At 55.5% G+C, this 19,960-nt stretch carries 11 protein-coding genes; 1 reads left to right on the plus strand and 10 read right to left on the minus strand.

All coding sequences use genetic code 11. The features are described from left to right. Positions 1–184: 184 nt before the first annotated feature. The 3 genes from C3938_RS04975 to C3938_RS04985 form a co-directional block, all read right to left on the minus strand. Entirely contained in the window at positions 185–664 is a 480-nt protein-coding gene (locus C3938_RS04975) for a hypothetical protein (protein WP_105102102.1), read from the minus strand. Beyond that, positions 661–10,704 (minus strand): Ig-like domain-containing protein, encoded by a 10,044-nt coding sequence (locus C3938_RS04980; RefSeq protein ID WP_105102103.1) that lies wholly within the window; start codon positions 10,702–10,704, stop codon positions 661–663. The genes C3938_RS04975 and C3938_RS04980 overlap by 4 nt, the downstream gene beginning before the upstream one ends. 169 nt (positions 10,705–10,873) lie before the next feature. Further along, complete coding sequence (locus C3938_RS04985; protein WP_158681572.1) at positions 10,874–11,407, minus strand: PQQ-binding-like beta-propeller repeat protein; 534 nt, start codon at positions 11,405–11,407, stop codon at positions 10,874–10,876. 1,326 nt (positions 11,408–12,733) lie between these two features. Between C3938_RS04985 and C3938_RS04990 the strand changes: the two genes are divergently transcribed. Further along, positions 12,734–13,072 carry a hypothetical protein gene (locus C3938_RS04990; RefSeq protein ID WP_105102105.1) on the plus strand — a complete coding sequence of 113 codons (339 nt, stop codon included), beginning with the start codon at positions 12,734–12,736 and terminating at the stop codon, positions 13,070–13,072. Positions 13,073–13,549: 477 nt separating this feature from the next. On the opposite strand, the gene C3938_RS04995 is transcribed toward C3938_RS04990, so the two are convergent. From C3938_RS04995 to C3938_RS05025, 7 genes are all read right to left on the minus strand, one after another. Beyond that, positions 13,550–14,338 carry a CPBP family intramembrane glutamic endopeptidase gene (locus C3938_RS04995; RefSeq protein ID WP_105102106.1) on the minus strand — a complete coding sequence of 263 codons (789 nt, stop codon included), beginning with the start codon at positions 14,336–14,338 and terminating at the stop codon, positions 13,550–13,552. 634 nt (positions 14,339–14,972) lie between these two features. Next, on the minus strand, positions 14,973–15,155 hold the full coding sequence (locus tag C3938_RS05000; RefSeq protein ID WP_105102107.1) for a hypothetical protein: 183 nt from the start codon (positions 15,153–15,155) through the stop codon (positions 14,973–14,975). A gap of 33 nt (positions 15,156–15,188) precedes the next feature. Next, positions 15,189–15,545, minus strand: coding sequence for an ATP-binding cassette domain-containing protein (locus C3938_RS05005; protein ID WP_199775491.1), 357 nt, complete (start codon positions 15,543–15,545; stop codon positions 15,189–15,191). Positions 15,546–15,604: 59 nt separating this feature from the next. Next, positions 15,605–15,877: a hypothetical protein gene (locus C3938_RS05010; protein ID WP_105102109.1), complete on the minus strand. Its 273-nt coding sequence runs from the start codon at positions 15,875–15,877 to the stop codon at positions 15,605–15,607. 116 nt (positions 15,878–15,993) lie between these two features. Beyond that, complete coding sequence (locus tag C3938_RS05015; RefSeq protein WP_105102110.1) at positions 15,994–16,230, minus strand: hypothetical protein; 237 nt, start codon at positions 16,228–16,230, stop codon at positions 15,994–15,996. A gap of 20 nt (positions 16,231–16,250) precedes the next feature. After that, positions 16,251–18,377 carry a peptidase domain-containing ABC transporter gene (locus C3938_RS05020; RefSeq protein ID WP_105102111.1) on the minus strand — a complete coding sequence of 709 codons (2,127 nt, stop codon included), beginning with the start codon at positions 18,375–18,377 and terminating at the stop codon, positions 16,251–16,253. After that, complete coding sequence (locus C3938_RS05025; RefSeq protein ID WP_105102112.1) at positions 18,377–19,624, minus strand: HlyD family secretion protein; 1,248 nt, start codon at positions 19,622–19,624, stop codon at positions 18,377–18,379. The genes C3938_RS05020 and C3938_RS05025 overlap by 1 nt, the downstream gene beginning before the upstream one ends. Between the last annotated feature and the right edge of the window lie 336 nt (positions 19,625–19,960).

Below are 19,960 nucleotides of genomic sequence, written 5' to 3' on the forward strand. Positions count from 1 at the left end.
CTGCGGTGCGGGAGGACTGGATCAGGCCAGCACTTCCAGCCCTTTGCGGTCCACCAGATATCCTGATCCTCAAGTACGCGGCCAACCGGCTCTCGGCGGGGGATGCGGCTTAGCGGCTAAGAGAAAGCCAGAAGCACAAAGCCCCGGCAGATGGCTCTGCAGGGGCTTTGCTTAAAAATAACTTTTAAGGGTCATCTGGAAACTGCAATGCATCAATGCGCTCCGGAGAGAAAGGCTGAGATTTTATAAACTTAAATGCCTCGCCTTCTCGTAAGTAAAGAAGCTCTTCAACAGGTTCACTATAAAAATCGACTTTCGAGTAATCCTCATCTGTGACTTTTAAAAGTGAAAAGCCCTCCCGAAGAGCCTGAACCTCCATATCGGGAGACAGTAAAACCCGGCAAGCTATATATGCTTGATAATCCTTATCCCGCTCTCCAAAGCTCCCACCTTCCCCATGAGTGAAAAGAAGGTCAAGCATATCCACTCGAGCATCAACATAAGCTCGATCAATAGATTCCGGAAAGTCTTTCTGGCTCAACACCGCATACTCAGCTAAACATAGGCTAATTGCCTGTCCGCCGAGTTTCGCCTGATCTTCCTGTGCATTCATCGCACATGCCTGCATCGCAAAAATTGTCAGTAAAAATATAATCGTCTTCATTGAACAACCCGACTTGGCGGAGTACCCAACCTACCTACATGTGAGCAGTTTCCAGGATTACAAATTCCTATTCTTACAGCGCCACCATGCTGAACACCCAAGTAAAGCGGCTTGTTTGCCTTGGCAACCCAGCTAGAGTCACCACCAACAAAGCTCCCTGAAAAGTTATTCGACCTGTTTGAGAACATCAAATCACCACTAGGGTGCGTGTGATACCCGATATGTGTTGTGCTCACACTAACGGATCCTGGACCACCAATTTTTGGCATCGTATAACGCCAACCATTTTTCGACTTCCAAATATTGCCTCCGACTTCAAGGCCATACTTTTCAGACAACGGAGCGGTCACATCTAAAACCTCTGTAGCCGCAGCATCCGCACTATCAAATGCCTTATATGGATTCAGCGTTCTATCTGCAGCCAGTGCATCCAACTCCTCCTGGAAGGCAGCTATATTTTCTGCAGATGCGCTATCTCCATTGGTCGAGTGGACGTCCTGAACATCGTTGCGCCCTATGGAACTCATCGCCATAGCAAAGGCAGCCGTCGCCGCCCCATTTGCAAATTTCCCACCGGACAACTTGGAGGCCGTACCGCCAATCACCGCAGCGACGATGACTCGCGTTACGCTGTAACCCGCCCCACCAATATGGTTGGAGTTGTTGAAGCTTGTCCCCGCCGCGGTAAAGCCCGCAGCTGCAAAACCATGCCCGAACTTGCCCCCTTGCAGCTCCGCCATCACGCCACCGGTGAGGGCATGAGCGCCTATTTTCAGGGCATAGCCCGTGGCATTCAATCCTCCCGCAAAGGTACCGCCGTAGTTGCTACTCAGGTGACTGCCGATACCCGCGAAGGCGGCAGCACTGACACCACCCCAGAGGGCGCCTTCTGCGATATTACCACCGTTCGCTGCTGCACCACTCGCGCCAGAGGCTGCACCCACTAAGGTGTATCCGAGTTTGCTACAACCGGGACCACAGATGTAGGCACCTGCGACAGCGACGATGACGCCTACCCACTCCCTTAGCCGGAAGTACCCACTGGGATCCGTCGCATTCAGAGGGTTGTTCCACACATACGCATAGCGGTTGTGGGACTGACTGTAGTCCGGGGCTTGCAGGTAGGGATCCGCCTGCAGGAACCGGGCGAGTTTGGGGTCGTAGATACGACCGTTCATATGGATCAGGCCACTCTGATCCAGCATCTCGTGCCCGGTGTAGCCGCGGGTGGTGATACGGGTATCGAAGTTGGTCCGTTCGCTGTGCAGCAGTGCGCTCCACTCGAGGGCGTTGCGTCGCTGGCCCCAGGCGTCGAACGAGAGGGCCTGTTCCACGGTGCCACTACCGTCGGTAATCACGTCGATGCTGCCCAGGTGGTCTTTGTGCAGGTAGCGTCGCTGTTTACCGCTGTTGCTGACGGTGATCAGGGCGCCGCCGGGGAGGTAGCGTTTGATCTCCGTGGTGCCATCGGTTCCGCTGATCTTTTCCACATTGCCGATGGTGCGGGTTTCGGTGCGCTTGCCCTGCGCGTCGATGTCGATACGCAGGTAGCGGGCGCGGTCAGGGCCGTATTTGAACTGGGTGGTGTGGCCGCTCTGTTTGATCTCCGTGGGTTTGTCGAAGGTGCTGTATTTGAAGCTTCTACCAGTACCGTCACGGGTCATGTTGCCGTTGGCGTCGTAGTGGTAGGCCACCGTATGGCCGCTGGCGTCCTCGGTGGCACAGACGGCGTGGGGGCCGGCATTTTGGCTAGCGACACAGTCACTGCCGTACCGGTAGTCGCCCACATCGCTCTTGTGGGTGATGTTGCCGAGGTCGTTATAGTGGACGGTCTGGGCGGCTCGGCCCTGGACCTGGGAGCGGGTCAGCCGGTTGAGGCCGTCGTATTCGAAGTCTTCACGCAGGTTTTTGTCGCCACTGCGGTCGATGCGGTGCTCGAGGTTGCCGAGACTGTCCCACTGGTAGCGCTGGTCCTGGATGTTTGTGAGCCCGAGCACATGGGCGGTCTGCTGTTGCAGCCGCCCGGTGGCGGGGTCGTAGACTTTTTCGGTGGTGACGCCGTTGCCACTGACCGATTGGGTGACGTTGCCCCGGGCATCCATGGCGAGGACGGTGTAATAGGTTTCTCCGGGGGCGAGATTGACCTGTTCGGCGTCGCTGACCGCGGCCAGGTAGCCATAGGCGTTGTAGCGGTGCTGGATGGCACTGCTTTCCCAGGAGCCATCGCCACCGGCATCAAACACCTGGAAGGGACGCCCGTACTGGTCGTAGTTGGTTTTCTCAAAGTGGTCGTCCCCTGCGCCGAAGCTGGTGGCGGTTTCACTGGGGCGGCCGAGGCTGTCGTAGGTGTGGACCTTGAGGTAGCCGGACTGGGTTTCTTCCACGCGGGCCAGTGCGCCGGGGGGGACGCCGTTTTGCCAGGTGGTGTCGTTGTTGTAGTGCCAGCGGGTGTCGGCTTCGAGACTGCCGTCTGGGCGGTAGTCGATGCGGCGCTGCAGGCGGCCCAACAGGTCGTAGGTGTTTTCGACTTTCTGGCCCCTGGCGTCGGTCTGTTCGGTGAGCTCGTCGGCGCCGTTATATATATAACGCCAGGTACCCTTGTCGGGATCGGACATCTCGGCTTTGCGACCGCGGAGGTCGTACACCATTACGGTTTCCAGATGACGGCTGCCATCACCCTTGTTAATGACTTTGGTGAGTTTGCCCTGGGCGTCGTGCTGGAACTGCTGCACATTGCCGAGGTTGTCCTGAACCTGGATCTTCTCGCCGAGGACATTTACGGTCTCGCGGTGCACCTGGCCTTTGGGGTTGGTGGTGACGGTGGTGAGGCCGTCGTAGTCGATGGCGGTATCGTAGGGGGTACCATTGCTGCCCTGGATACCGGGCAGGTCGGTACCGATAACGCGGCCAGTGCGGTCGTAGTATTGGGTGCTCCAGTAGCGGGTGCCCCCGGTCTGGTAGGGCTGGGACTGGTGCTTGACCCGGCCGAGGGCGTCGTACTCGGTATCAACGATATTCCAGCTGCCGTCGAAGGCGCGGTTGAGCTGGCGCACGCTGCGGGCCAAGGCATCAAAACAGGTGATCTGTTCAGCGCCGCCGCTACTGCGCTCGGTGTGCTGGTAGGCACTGCCTGCCGGGCACTGGACGCTGGCCTGGGCAAAGAGGCTTACGTTGTGGGCGCCGGTGGCACTGTGCTCGAGGATCTGGCGGCCGAAGGCGTCGTAGGTGTAGGCGGTTTCCACACCCGCCATGTCCTGTACGCGGGTGGGTTGCCCATAGGCGTTGCGGGACAGAACTTTACGAGTGGTTTGGCCGAAGGTGTTTTCCTCTCGCTCGACGAAGCGGCCTCGGTCGTCGTAGTACCAGCGGCTCGTGCGCGATTTCGCAGCCTCCGGGGCGTAGTACGTGTAGACCTTGTTGCCGAAGCGGTCATAAGAGTTGTTGGTGAAAGAGCGCAGGCCTCTGCCCCAGGGGAGGTCACGATCGACGGACTTCTGCCGGAGCAGGCCAGCCTCGTTGCCGCTTAGGTGGTAATAAAAGTGATTTGAGCGTATCGCGGTACTGCTCTGGCCACCTTCCGTGCGGCTGTGGGTGACACGGGTGTAGTAAAGGCGGCCCAGCTCACGGTAGCCAGTGAAGTTGTGCTCCGGGTTCTCGAAGTTGATTCTCTTGCTGTGATACTGATTGAGCGTGTCGGTGCTAAAGGTGTCGCCGTTGGCCGCCTGTGTGGTAACCGTGATACGCGTGGCATTGCCGTGCGCATCCTGCTCGGTACTGGTGGTGACGGTTTTCAGAAGCTCACCGGCTGCCTGCCCGTCATTGCGGAGGGCGTAAACCTTTTCCACGCTCTCGGCGAGGTAGGGTTTGAGCGGGCCGAGGGCGGTGGTGCCATGCTTTGCCTGCGCCGGCCAGTCATCCTGCCAGCCATACAGCTGCCAGGTGTTGTCCGCTTCACTCAGTAGGTGACCCTGGGCGGTGCGCACTTCGGTGTGCGCCGGGCGCCCAATGTAGGGGAAGTCCTGGCGGTAGCGGGTGGTGGTTTCCACCCCGGTTTGCTCGTCCACGGTGCGGATACGATGGAAGCCCAGGTGACCGCGGCCGGCGGCCTGCAGTTGCGCCTGGCCATAGAAGTAGCTCACCGCACTCTTGCCGGTGGTGTCGACCATCCCAGGGGTGTCGTTGGCGGCCGGTGCACTGCTTTCAACGCGGGTGACGAGGAACTGGCCACCGATCTGTTCCAGTACCGGGGAGAGCTTGCCCAGGCTCTGAGGTTCGGACCAGTCGCGGTTGCGCTGACGGAAGAAGTCGCGGTAGTCCGCGGTGAGGTACTGGGTACACCAACGCTCACGGTGGGCGCTCTGGCTCTGGGCCCGCGCGGCATTCTGGCGACAGGCGGCTTCGCCGTTTTGTGTCAGGGCCAGATGGGCGTAGTGACCGGAGTCGAGCATGCCGCCGTAGGTGACGTCGGTACGCGCCCCCAGACCGTTTTCGATACCGTCGATCACGTTGTGCGGAAGATCCCAGCCCCGCGGGCGGTGCCAGCGCAGGTCGCGGTCGTCGAAGCGCAGGTATTCCCGTACGCCGTCGCCGTCGATATCCGCAAACAGATCGGTGCTGTCTTTATCCCCGCCGGTCAACAATAACTGTGGTGCGGTAAAGCGCTGCTTGTCCGGCTGCCACAGGCGCATGTTGAGACGGCCTTCGTCGCGCCAGATGAGGGCGAGCTGACCGTCGCCCTTGAGGTCGGCGTAGAGGCGACGCTCGCCAATCTTGCCGAGTGCATGACGCTCACCAAACCCATTGCCGGTGTTCAGCTGGTAGTAACCCTCTTCACTGTTTTTATTCCGGTAGAGGGCGTCCGGCAGGCCGTCGCTGTTCAGGTCCATCAGGTCCATGGGGACTTTGCGGTCCTGATTGCTGCTCCAGTAGTGGTAGAACTGATATTCCCCCGGGGTGCCGGTGGACACGAACGCGGTCTGCCCACTGCCGGATCCGAAGATCAGGTCGACCTGACCATCGCCGTTGAGGTCAGCGGGCTGGAGGTTGCTGTCGTCCCGGCCGCTCCAGCCGGTGGGGACGTTCCCTGGGGTATACACCAGCCGTATGGCATAGCTTTTCCCAAACTGGTAATAGCTCGCCGCGGCGGGGTCGCCCTTGGGTTCCAACAGCCGGTACTGGTGGGGGGTGACATAGTCCACGAGGCCATCGCCATTGATGTCGAAGAAGCGCGCTTCTTCATCGGTCAGACCGAGATCTCCCCACAGGGTGGACAGTACCCAGCCGTCACCGGACGGGTCCGGCTGGGACTGGTAGCGTTCCCAACGACCATTGCGGAACACGAGCAGGTCACTGCGGCCATCGCCGTTGACGTCGGCCATGTGCCACTTGTAGAAGTCGTTCTTATCGCGGTTATCCCCGTCGTCAAACACGGTGCGCTCTTCACCGAACCCATCGGCTTCCGCCAGGCGGTAACGGATACTTTGGTGGCGGATGGGCTCCTTGGGGTGACTGGTAATACGCGTTTCCATCCACACCAGGTCCTGGCGGCCATCGCCGTTGATGTCTGCGGTCTGCTGCCCGATCAATTCATTGCGTTCTGCCAGGGGCAGTGTCTGCTGCAGCTCGAAGCGGAACTCGGTGCTGGGAAGACGCCAATCGAAGGTGGTGGCCGGACGGCACAGGCCTCCGGCACATTCTTCAATCGATGCAAGGCGGCTCAGGGTGTCCCACTGGCGCGCGAGGTAGTGCAGCTGGTAGTGGCGCAGGGCTTCCCCCTGGCTGCCACGCACGGTCACGGTGGTCAGGCGCTGGGTATTCGCGAGAGGCCAGCCGGCCAGATAGCCGTGCATGGGGTCGGGCCGGGTAGCGTACTCAAATTCGACCGTAGCGCCCGGGGTCGTGGTGGCCCCGAATGCGTAGCCAATGGAGGCGATGCGGTGGCCGTCGCGGTCGTTGCGGTAGTGGAATGCAATACCGTTGCCGGCACTGTCTTCGTAACGATTGATGGCCCAGGTGAAGACCCGGCCGTCCGCCACCGTCTGTTGGGACTGGTTGCCCCGGCCATAGTAGCTGATGGAGCCGTCTTTCCGTTCCACGGTAAAGTAGTCCGGGTGCCCGGCACTGCCGCCACGGGCCGTGACCAGCAGGTACTGATCAATCTCGGTACGGTACTGGCTGCCCGGTGCACCATAGTCGCCATCGACCACGAGCAGGCGCTGGCCGTCGAGGCAGAAGCGGTCTTCGGCGCTCCAGGTGATCGGAGCGGCCTGGCCATCCTGGCTGAGGGTCTGGCGGCAGCGTCCGATGGCGGAGAGGCCACTCAGGCTCCACCCCTGCCCGGCAATGCCATTGCCACTGTGGCTGCTGTAACTCAGCGCGAGCTCTGGGGCTACACCGGCGGTGCCGGCAGGCACACTGATGGGCACGGTGTAACTGATGCCACCGCGTTCGTCCACCCGGAAGCTACCGGCCAATGCACCCAGTTCGGCAGACGCCTGCACCTCTGCCGGGTCCAGTGTGGGGGCGGGCGCTGGCGGTGGCGGTGTATCGGCGATGCCCCCAGAACAACCGGTCGCACAGGGACTCACCTTGCTCCAGAAGGCCTCCTCATTGGTGAGGCCATCGCCATCGGGGTCGTCCTTGGGACCCGAGTCGGTGTTGCCGAGGAACAGGATTTCCCACCAGTCGGGCAGACCGTCCTCGTCACAATCCCGGGTGTAGGCATCGCCGGTGTTGCATGCGGTGACGGCCCACTCGAAGTCCTGCTGATAGAGGTAGTCGAAGCTGTGGCTTAAGAGAGTGCTGGTGGCCTGGGTGTATTCCTGGGACTGGGTCATCAGCAGGGCAATTTGCGCGCGCGCGTGCCCCTCCGCCAGCCGCTGAATAAGCTGTTCCCGGGTATAGGTCACGCTGCCAAAGGTGATCGGCGGGTGGTTTTGATTGGGGAAAAGGCGCGCGTAGAGTACATCAACAAACTGCTGATCGCTCAGCCCCGCGGGGAAGTTGTCACGCCCGGTTTCGGAGGCCAGGAATGCTTCCGTTACCTGGAGGAGATTGGTGTGTCCGCTGAGAAGCTGGTAGGTCCAGAATGTCAGAATGCGCTCACTGAACGGCAATGGCGGCTGCAGCAATCCCCGGAACAGGCGGGCGATCGAGAGAAACTCGGCCTTCTCGGACGGCGCCGGTTGCCTGTTCCTGATGTCTTCCCACAGTTCGTCGTCGACGCTTTCCCACACGAGCTTGCCGGGCCCATCGGTACCCCGGGACAGGGCATACACCTGGCTGCTGCCAATGGTGGTGAAATACAGGTGATCCTCCCCGGCCAGCACCGGCGCTTCGGCAATCCCCGCACCGGCCGGGAAGGTCCACTTGAGGCGGCCGCTCTCGGCGTTCGCCGCATAGAGCACCCCATCCATGGCCCCCACATACAGAATACGCTGCTCATCGACTACCGCCGGCGACACGATCTTGCCTCCGGTTTCCAGACGCCACTTTTGTATGGCGTGTGGGGTGATCGCATACAGGCTGTGATCCAAAGACCCCACGTAAACGGTGCCGTCGAGGCCATCCACTCTCGGGGTGGCCTTAATCAATCCGCCGCTGCGCAGTGTGAACGGCCAGGCGGGTTTTACGCTGCCGTCGGTGGTATCCAGGGCAAACAGTTTGTCATCGGCGCCCACATACAGGGTGCCGTCCGGGCCGAGGGCCGGGCCAGACAGACTTTCACCGACAATCTCCGTGGCGCGATCGCCATACACAATCAGACTGCCGCGCGCGCCGTTCGGGTTTTCGACGGTGGCGCGTACACCCAATTCAAACAGGGCTTTGTACAGGGCACTGTTTTTCACAATCGGGACAGAAACATCCAGCATCGACGCCCACTGGAGTGCCGAGGCGGGGAACGTTTGCTGTGTACCCGGGTGGTGCACGGCGGTGAGTGTGATCTTGGCGGCAGGATCTATAGCCCAGCCCTGAAGGCGCACACAGGTGCCATTGCATTCCAGCGCACCCGCACTCAGTGCCGGCGCAAAAACGCTGACGGACGTTATCGCCCCAGGCTGACTACAGCCGGCCGGATTACAGGCGAGCACCCGATAGCTGTACGTGCCCGGGGACTTGTGGGCCGTGGAGAAGTAGGTACTTTCGCTGGTGGTCTTTATGGTTTTCCAGGTACCGGGCACTTCCGGGAAGCCGGGCTTTTCCTGCAGGCGGTAGGTCGGCGATACCGGACCACCACTGACGGTTCCCCAGCGCAGCACAAAGCGGCCACTGAAGGCCTCCGTCAATGCACTGTACCCCTGCGGAAAGAGGGTTTTCCACGCGGTGTCCGGTTCCGCCGTCAAGGTACTCGGGGCCACCGGGGTTTTCTTGACCACGTCCAGGGCAATTTCCGCACTGGGCGCACTGCAACCGCTCCGGTTACAGGCGTAAGCGCGGAAGCGATAGCGCCTCTCCTCCAGATTAAACAGGGAATGCCCCGGCACCTTATTGTTCGCCAGTGAGAGCGGCTGGAACTTGGTGTCCTTGCCGACCCGTAGCCACTCCAGCTCGTAGTAGTCGGTATTCGCCATGCTGTTCCACGACAGCGCAAATTGACCGCTGGTATTGGCCGGAATTGGCTGGAGTTTATTATCGATCATCAACTGTGAGGGCGCCGCCGGCGGCTTAAGCGCAGCGACCGTCACCGGGAAGGCGTTCGACAGCTTACTGCTCCCTTCGTTGTCGGTCACGCGTACCTTCAACTGGAAACTGCCCCCATGGGCCGGCGTCCAGGATTGCTGATAAGGCGCTTTGGTATCGATACCCAGGCGGCTGTTGTCCAGCAAAAACTCAACGGATTTTACCGAGCCATCCGCATCCTGGGCCTGCGCCGTGAGGGTTACGCTATCGAACTGTTTGATGCTGGTGGGCGGCGACACCAGCCAGCCCGTTGGAGATTTGTTTTCCTGCACCGATACGAAAATGTCGGAAGACGCTTTCTTCGCACCCAAATTATCCGTGGCCTCGGCCCAGATTTTAATCGAACTACTGAGCGGGCTGGACGTCCAGTTCACACGATAGCAGCCAGCGCACTTCGCGGCGTCTAATTTCACCTCACCCAGGGAATATCCTTTGCTGCCTTTCTTTCCATCATTGCGATAGAATTGCACCGACTTAATCCCATCAAGATCGGTGGCTTCGACATACAGCGTCGGCAACTGGTCTGGGCGATAGGAGCCGCTTGGTGGCTCCTCCCAAGTGACCTTCGGCGCCTCATTGGTACGCACCTTCACCGCAACGGCGGAAGTCCAGCCACTGCACTCCAGATCATTGCAGGCCTGGAGTCGGTAGTAGTAGGTATTGCCTTGTGGTTTTTCGTCGGGCTGGTAGGAAGAGGCTGTTGGTGAGGAAAGACGGACGGCTTTATAAGCTCCCGAGTTTTGTTTTTCCTGCAGCTCAAACCGTTTCACACCAGATGGGCGTGTCCAGTTCAGAGCGTATTTACCATCTGCTGCGTCGTTTTCCGTCGGCAAATTGGTAAACTCGGGTTTGCTAATCGGGTTGGCGACTTCGACCGAGTCGTAATCGATAGTGGATGAGGTGGTTTCGAAATAGGCAAAGCACGTGCGCCCGAAAGTGGATGTTTGCACGCTGGCCTCGGCACCTGGCAATGAGTAAGGCACTCCATTACAGGGGTAAGGCTCACGACCGTATCGACGATGCACTTCATACCGAAATCCCCAGGTACCCACCTCCGAGACTTCCAGCGAATAGGTGTTATTACCCAGATACTTGCCAAGGCTGGCCAGACTTCCCTTGCTCTTACCGTCGTGGGTAACCGTCAAACTGGTCCAGGAACTGACACAGCCACCACCATTGCAACCCCCGGTATACGCCTTGGTTTTAATGGTAAGCATACCCGTCGTACTGTTCGCGGGTGTCACGGTCAGATCACTTTCCGCGGCATGAACACCACGAGAGGTCAGCGCAAGTGATAACAGCAGCGCTACAACGAGCCAGGTATAAAAGGGACAGGACAATGACGTGCGATCAGTAGACATACAAACAGCTTCTGGGCAAATAATTTATTGGTTATTTTGGGAGGCAGAATCAGTGGCAGAGTGATTCCCACAGCGCGCCGCGTCTTCACAAGACAGTCTGCGGTAAATAGCGTTGACGATAGCGCGCTGCACATCGATCAAAAGGAAAACTATTAACACGCTGAACAGCCTAAAAATAGGTGGAGTTGGCGCTACCGATACTGCGCTGCCAAAGTATCGACGGGGACTGGGACTGCGCCCCGCCGGCACTTTGCAACACCACCTGTGAGGTATGGGGTGTTTGGAATGCAAAAACCTGATGGCTGTTGGTGTGTACGTAGAGGCTACCCTCGTCGGCACTCAAGACCGGGGCTGCACTGACGCGCTCCCCTTCCGGCAACGGCATACGCCACCGCTGCTCGCCATCTTCAGCGCGAAGGGCGAGCAAAACACCACCATAGGTCGCGACATACACAGTGGACGCATCTGCACTGAGCACCGGGCTGGCAATCACACCGCTCTCGGTGGTGACGCGCCAGCGAATGGCCCCGCTGTTATCCAGCGCCAATACGGAACCGCCCTCCTCGTGCACCGTGCCGACGAACACACGGCCGTCGGAGACGGCGGCCTGATTCATCGCCACGCCCACATTCGGTGACGACCACACCAAAGCACCCTCGGGAGAAAAGCGGTAGTAATTGCCGTTAAAGGCACTGAAGTACAAAGCACCGCTTTCCGTTGCCGTTAACGAGGCTGCGATCGATTCAGGAATCTGAAGAAGAGGCGACGGTCCCCAGGAGTTCGCCGGGGCGAGATTGGCTAATGCCGCGGGTGACAACAAACAGAACGTTAAAAACGTAAGGCATATGCGGCGAGGAAAGTGCGCCCAAAGTGCCTGGACGCGCGCAGAAAAATCATGTGACATTACTCGGGCTCGCTTCATTTTAGTTTTCCTTTTTATGCATCACGTCTTGCGTGTATCACTGCAAAAGCTTCCGCCAGAGATACGCACGCATTACATTCAATAGAGCCTGCATGCACTCTAGCAATGTTTTACTCGTATCAAACCTGCGAATTTGAAGGAATTTTCTGAAGATCACCCTGGAAGGGAAAGAACTAGCCCGGAGAGCGAAAAGCGGCATGAAGGAGATTATTGAGAAGTAACGAAGTGTGATTCAGAACAGAGCGGAAACTCTGCCTGAATCGTGAGAGTGTCCGCCCGACGATCAGGCAGTCTTCGGGATCCACTGAATCTCCAAGGTGCAAAAAAGGCATTCCGCTGGCTGACTACCCCAGCAGCTCCCACAACTGCTCAGATTTTGCTTCATCTGAAAGCCCCACCGCAGTCGCTGGAACGCGACACCCCTATGGTATTACTCACCCACGCTTCGAGAGAAGCATGATACCTATTGAGCATTTACTGACTGAAATCTCCTACCCGTTCAAAACAGGGAAAGCAACGAAAATATGAACCGGCCTGCTCAGTAGTCTTGGCGGGTAAACGTCACTGGCGCACGAAGATCGACAATATTATTGAACAAAAAAAAGCGACGAAAGTCTGGGTCTTTCGTCGCAGCCAAGTAGGAGTAATGAAAATAAAAACCGCTACAGCCGGCACTCAATAAGGTCGCCTGTCTTTAACGATAGATGAAATTTACGCCAAGCCACCCCAACCATCCATAGGAAACCTCTTATAATTTGTACCCTGGAAAACATTCTTTCAGGTCACTGAAAGGCTACTTAAGAGACCCTCTCAGTATTGCCCAGTAACCTCATGCTCTTTTAAAGCCAGCCGTATACGTTTAACGCCTCACAAGGGGGTCAAGCCGTATTTACGGGCCCCTCCGTAAAACTCTCCGTTGCCACATGCGGAATTTAAGATGATTCCGAAAGGGTATTTCCTGCTACACAGTTGAACCTCCCGCAAAAATGCATACCATACGCACAACTTCAAACTGACTACTTTTTGATCAACCCTGTGTTCGCGATCAAAAAGTGAGTTGAGATCCTATACCACACACTCTCTGTAAACATGACTGAAAGGGCTGCAATGATGAGAACTCAATATTGGGAGCCATGGACGCTCGACGACACCCACCGCGATCAAGTAATCGGTAAAGCCTTTGCAGAAGAGGTTCACCTGGTGACCAGCCTCCGGTTGGCGAATGAAGTAACCCGAAAGCTAGAACGTCAGTACAAGCCGGGAATGACATTGGACGCGCTTCGCGCTTTAGAATATCAAGTCCGTAATGTCGCGCTCTACGCCGAGGAGGTCATTAACGGATGTACTCTTCATTGCGAACGCGCTAAAACTCTGATGAATACCCTGGGAAAGCATTTTGAGGAAGCTGCAAACACGGGACCGGCCATAGAAAAGATGGCTGCTTAAATTCGTATCTCCGCAAGCTTGAAAGGCAGAGCATCCGAGTAGTCCACGATTGACTTGTAGGAATTTACCTTTTGAGCTCGCAATAGCTGGTAGCTTTATCTAAAGTGAAGCAATATTTGCGGGCTGCACAATTTTACTCCTAGTAAAGTTGTTGGCTGGGCAAGGATGCCCACTCCTATCACCGCTCTGCTTGGGTATTGTTTGAGCGGGTTCATATTGCCCTGAGGTACTCAGGAGTTTCCCTTTGCTGCTCCCCCGGGCAGCTTTTTTCATTTTGGTGCCTTAACTGGATTGTTGGTTCACCAGCTATACATGTCACCTTCCTATTCGTAACCATTCTTGTGTGCAGGTACTCTAACAAAGATCGCTTGAGGAGCAAGTAATGTAGAAGTTCAACTTTGACTATGCTCTCCGCCGATCCGCCAATGCCATCGCCGATTTTATTCCAGAGATGGCCTCGGCCTAATGAATGAGGCTTTACTGTAACCCCAGATAGATAACCGTTACCGCGCTGGCAAAGTTGTTGAGCGCGTGTAGCAGTATAGGTAGTAGCACAGAACCACTTTTCTCCCGCGCAAAGCCTAGCATCAGAGAAAGCACGAAAACGAAGCTCAAGTGTATCCAGTGATACTGACCGAGGTGCATTGCAGTAAACAGCGCTGAGGTCAACAGGAGAGTTCCGGAGAACCCTAGGCGCGTATGTCGCCAGGCACGAAACAAATAGCCGCGAAATATCAGCTCTTCCAACAAAGGTGCAACAAGCACGAAAACCAGTGCTAGTAGTAGGTGGCGACTACCGGCTATTCCCTGTAGGAATTCGCCTGGTTCAAGCTCTATCATCTGCAGTACAAAGCTCTGCGTGGCGAGAAATGCCAGCAGCAGTAGGACCCAAAGCCACAAGAACTTATAAGCAAAGGTACGCAGGTTCAGAGTATTCCAGTAAGACTGCTCTTTAAAGTTCGCCGCCCATAAGAGCACAGGCAATACCAGAAAAAACTGTGTTATATACATTCCAGCGAATGCAGCTGGCGTTTGTATATGAACGGCAACTTGCGACTGCATGGACGCCGGGTCAAGAACTTCGCCTTGAGCACCCAATTGTGCACCCAGATATCCACCATAACCGGCGATATAGAGAATACTCCCTAGGTTTTGAAAAATAAAAAATAAGCACAGCCATCCGGCAGCTGCCCAAGGTCTGGGTTGCATAGCTAACTGCGTTAAAATCATGGGTGACTGGGCACTACCAGCGGAATTGGATGTCATAATGTGTTACCTCATTTCTATTAACTCTTAGAGGGCAGCGATGCCCGCATGCAAAAATCTTAATAACCAGCAAGTGTACTATTTCTCACGCCTATCGACTTTCATTAAATAAAATATCGCGCAACAAACGAACAAAAATAAAATATATCCTTTTGCTATCTAATTAAAATTAGAAAACATGGTCGCCCCAAATAGGAGAGGAAAGACCATCGAGAATAGATAATAAAAAATCTATCTTTCATGATGTATTATTACAGTGAAAAAATGTAGCTCATAGGAGGTGAGCAAACCATCCTGACCGGCTCTATTTGCACGGCATGAAAACCCTGAGAAATCTCGCTCGATCATGCGGAATGCTTCTTCGTGCGTCGTCGCCAGCTATTGATAAGCTCTAAAGTAGTTACAAAAACAAAAGATAAAAATATAGGGGCAACGAACTCCAATTTCGTCATTTCCACTTTTCTTAAAAGAATGATCAACCACATGCAAAACAAAGGCATTAAGAAAGAGTCTAAGGATTTCATGTCTACTCACCTGCACTATTAACTCGGCAACCCAATAGGTATTCACACCTATTTGATTTCGGGTTGCTCGACGTACAGATCCTGTACACCGAGCAACCCTGGTTTTGCGCTTATTTCAAACTATAGGCTACGATGCCGATGAGGCATCCACCAAGCGCGCCTCCCGCAACACCCCAAGGGCCGAAACCAGCACCTGCGCTCATTCCAAGCCTTCCTACAGCCACACATGATCCAACATGGCCAATAGAGCCACCATTTACCTGTTTGATTTCGGTTGCAGTAAGTTCTTTCATAACTCTATCTCCAGATAGTTACTTAAAAACTGGCTAATCGCCAGCCAAGTTGATCTGCCTCCCTGCAGATTTGACCGTCTCCGGCCTGTGAGCCACCAGCACCCGAGTAAACGTAAACTGCTGGATGTGGTCATTGACCATTGTCTCGTTGTTCACATCGAGGTGACTGGTGGCTTCGTCCATGAATAGGATGCGCGGCGCGCGATACAGGGCACGTGCCAACACGATTCTTTGCTTTTGCCCGCCGCTGAGGCTGGTGCCCATATCTCCCACCAGGGTGTTGTATTGCATGGGCATGCGGAGTATTTCTTCGTGGATGCATGCCAAGTCAGGCCAGCTCAGATCACAATCCGTTGAATACCCATAAAAGCCCGCAATGTTATCCGCCAAAGTCGGCTCATCCTGTATGATTCCGGCGACCTAGCTCTATCTATTGACTGATACTTTGGCTAAAATTTTGAAAAATCCATTTTGGAATAGAGATAGATATGCATGAAGTAGCAACCGAAAATTATTGCGATGTATTTTTCTTGCCCTCCTGAAACGGCATGAAAAAATCCAACTATAAGTGTATACCCCAACAATGCGACAGGAAGGCTCCGAGAAAAGATTACTTTAATATATGCAGCCCTATATGCTCTCTTTGCATCGGATGTACTCAAATGAGACAGCTCCTTTATATCGCGAATTTTCTTCAAAATAAAAAATTCAGGAATTTTCATATCGCACTCCAGATAGATTGACTCTCTTTTCCTTTAAAGAAGCTGAGCTTCCAGTCATCAAGTCTAATAAATCATGTAAGCTCAGCTTAAAATCTTGTTAATACTTAAGCTGGAAACTAGGTTGCATTAATCATGCAGTCTTTATAAACAATACTTCCTACCCGGCCACCAATAAAGCCGCCAATCGACCCGCCGATTATCGAGCCGACACCCCCGAAACTAAACCCCAGAATTCCGCCCATTGCTGCGCCAGTGTACTCGCTAAAATCACGCAGGACTTCGCAAGTTTCCTTACTCGGAGCTGCACCACTAACCACCAGAATTTCATGAGCATTAAGTTCACGAATTTTCATACAACGATCTCCAATAATTACTAAGTTAATGTTATCTGCCGTCCCGCAGATTTGACCGTCTCCGGTCTGTGAGCCACCAGCACCCGAGTAAACGTGAGCTGCTGGATGTGGTCATTGACCATTGTCTCGTTGTTCACATCGAGATGACTGGTGGCTTCGTCCATGAACAGGATGCGCGGCGCGCGATACAGGGCACGTGCCAACACGATTCTTTGCTTTTGACCACCGCTGAGGCTGGTGCCCATATCGCCCACCAGGGTGTTGTATTGCATGGGCATGCGGAGTATTTCTTCGTGGATACATGCCAAACCTGCGCAGTACACAATCCGTTGAATATCCAGCTGGGGTTCAAAGCAGGCGATGTTGTCGGCAATGGTGCCCGCGAGCAGCTGGTCGTCCTGCATGACCCCGGCGATTTGGTTGCGGTAGTAAGGCAGCTGCTTCAGTGGCTGGCCGTCGATCAGGATTTCACCCTCCGTCGGCTCAAGCAGTCCCATGAGGCATTTCAGCAAAGTGGTTTTACCGCAACCACTGGGGCCGACAATAGCGACGGTCTCTCCCGCTTCTATGGTGAAGTTGAGGTTTTGGAAAGATGGGGCTTCCGCTTCTCCATAGCGGAAGCTCAGGTTGCGAACTTCTATTCTGCCCCTGAGTGGCTGGATACTCGGGTCGTTGTGCTCCAACAGTGCACTTTGCGGGTCGATCGACTCCGTTGGTGTGAAGACAATATCGGAGAGCCGGTCCAGGTGCAGGCCGAGCATCTTGAGTTCGATCCATTTGATGATCAGTGCATCCATGGATTCGACGAAGCGGGTCTTGTAGCTCATAAAGGCGTAGAGCATGCCCACACTGAGGATGTTGCCCATGACCGCGGTGGCGGCGAAGTAGGTCACCAGCAGATTTTCCAAACCGAACAGCAGACGGTTGATGGTGTCGTAGCCGATATTCCAGCGGGTGATACGGATTTGCTTGTTCAAGGTGTCGGCAAGGCGGTTGTGCCACTGGCCCTGGCGATCGTTTTCACGCTGGAACAGCTTGATGGTCTGGATGGCGCGCACGGACTCCATAAAGTGGGTGTCGTGCTTCGCCTGGGCGACGATCTGTTCCTCGGTGAGCAGGCGCAACGGGCGGTAGAGAAGCAGACGCAGAACGGCGTAGAGAAGGACTACCAGGATGACGATCAGGGTCAGCTTAACGTCGTAGAAGAACATGGCGGCAAGGGTAATCAGCGCCATGATGCCATCGACTACCGCGGCCACCAGGCCTGTGGTGAGCAGTTCCCGCACCTGATTCACTGAGCCAAAACGGGAGACAACATCGCCCATATGCCGGGTAGAAAAGTAGCTCATGGGGAGGCGAATCAGGTGCCGGAACAGGTTGGCCGCCATCTGCATGTTGAGCCGGCTGGAGATATGCAGGATCACCCAATCGCGCAATGCACTGGTGCCGGTCTGAATGATCAACAACAAACCGAAGCCAAGCGCCAACACCAGCAGCAGGTTGTCATCGCTGCGCAATATGACGTCGTCCACCACGGTCTGCATATAGAACGGCGCCACAATGGCGAACAGTTGCAACAGCAGTGATAACAGCAGGATTTGCACCAGGTTGCGCTTGAGCCCGGTGATGCGGGACCAGAAGTGGCCGAGGGTGAGGCGCTGGCGATCTGCACCGGCTTTAAAGTCGTCGGTAGGTGTCAGCTCCAGAGCGACACCAGTGAAGTGCTGGTCGAACTCCGTTCTCTCCAGTACGCGCTCGCCGATGGCGGGATCATGGATAGTCACCCGCTTGGCCTGCACGGACTTCAGTACGACGAAGTGATTCATGTCCCAGTGCAGTACACAGGGTAGCTGTAGCTCTCCCAGATGCGCCAGCTCAAGGCGCAGGGCGCGTCCCGCCAAGTGCAGGCGTCCAGCCATATCCATCAAGGTCTTGAGATTGGTACCGTGACTGGAAATGTGGAAGCGGCGGCGCAGACTGGCGAGGTCGGTATCATAGCCGTGAAAGCCGGCAATCATGGCCAGGCACACCAGACCGCATTCCGCAGCCTCGGTTTGCAGTATTACGGGCAGGCGACGGCTTGTGGAGAAGTGCAGGAGTTGCTCCGGACGCACCTGCGCGGTGGGCTTCTGCGTGGTTGCTTCCATTACAGGCGCCCTTTCAAGCTGTACAGCGGCTCCAGTAGCCACTGCAAGAGGGTACGCTCCGTCAGTTGCACATCCGCGGAGAGCGTCATGCCGGGCTTCAGGGCGAAGTCCTTGCCGTAGGCTTGTACCGATGGGCGATCAAGTCTGGCGGTAACCCGGTAGGCTGGCTCCCGAATCGCAACCGGGGCCTTGAGTAGCTCATCAGGCAGCAGCAGCGTATCGGAGACTTCCACGACCTCACCCGGGTAGAGGCCAAACTTCTGATAGGGAAAGGCATCATAGCGAATGTTCAGCTTTTGGCCCGGCGCCAGAAAACCAGCAGAGCGTACAGGCACCAGCAACTCCGCATTTAAGCCACTCCCTTCTGGTACCAAAGACAGTACCGGTATATTGGGTTGTGCTTGCTGCCCCTCGCGAATTTGTAAGTTATTTACAATGCCGTCTTTGGGGGCCTTGACAATATATGCGCGCTGTCCGTGGAGCTGAGCAATCTGCTGCGCAAGGTCAGACAGCCGTGTCCGTAGCTGACTAACGCCATTGGCGTGCTCTTCCGGCAACAGTGCTTTCTGACTTTCAACTTGCTGCAGCTGATTGATGAGATTCACCCGATTGCGCTCCAGTGCCTGACGCTGACCTCGCAACGCCAACTCCTGGGCGATGACCGCATCCAGCTCTGCCACCGAAATATGCCCTTCGAGCTTAAGTTCCTGGTGGCGCGCCACTTGCTCCTGCAGCAACTGGTAACGGTGATCTAGCGTCTGCCGTTGTTCCTGCAAAAGAGCAATATCTTCTTTGGTCGAGCTGATACGCTGCTCAATATCTATCAGCTTTCTGGCATGAATGACTTCACTCCGATGAAGCTGGTCTGAAAGCAGCGTTCTCTGACTCTCATATTCGGCTAGGAGCAGGGATTCGAGGTGCTGCCCATCGGATAGGATTCGATCACCGTTGACGACAATGAGCGGTTGATCTTTAACGACTCGCTGACCATCCTCAACTAAAATCTTTTTGATAATGCCAATACGTTCGGCATATACACGAACAACGCCAGAGGTGGGCTCTAACCAGCCTGCGACCGTTTCCTTACGCGCGTAGGAACTCGTGGTTAGCCACATCAATGTGGCGAAGAACCAAGTAAGAAGTGCAATAAGAATTAGTGCATGGGAAAAGCGTGGAAGTAGTAGCACTTCACCGTGAAGGCTATCCGCCTGCCGCTCGATGACTTGACGACGAAATAGCTTAGACATGACAGAGGCGACCGGACATCGTTTCAAGTGAGGCGACCATCGACTACTCCTTACCATGAAACATCTGATGGCAAGCCGAACTCCTAACCCCAAAAATTTAAGGGTTAACAAGTGCATAATCCATCAAACGGGAAGCAGAAATTTACAACTGAGCAGCCTACATATTTAGATCTGCTTCAGTGAAATCTCGAGCATTTAAGTAACCACAGAGCCTGATTCGAAACTTAGCGCTATTTGTTCAGTGAATACAGAGCACGGCGCGTAGGAATTATCTTTAATTTTGCCTCAAAAAATTCCTCGATGAAGAAGTTGATCGGCGCAGTTTAGGTGTGATTT

It is taken from the genome of Microbulbifer pacificus, assembly GCF_002959965.1.
Taxonomy (GTDB): domain Bacteria; phylum Pseudomonadota; class Gammaproteobacteria; order Pseudomonadales; family Cellvibrionaceae; genus Microbulbifer; species Microbulbifer pacificus_A.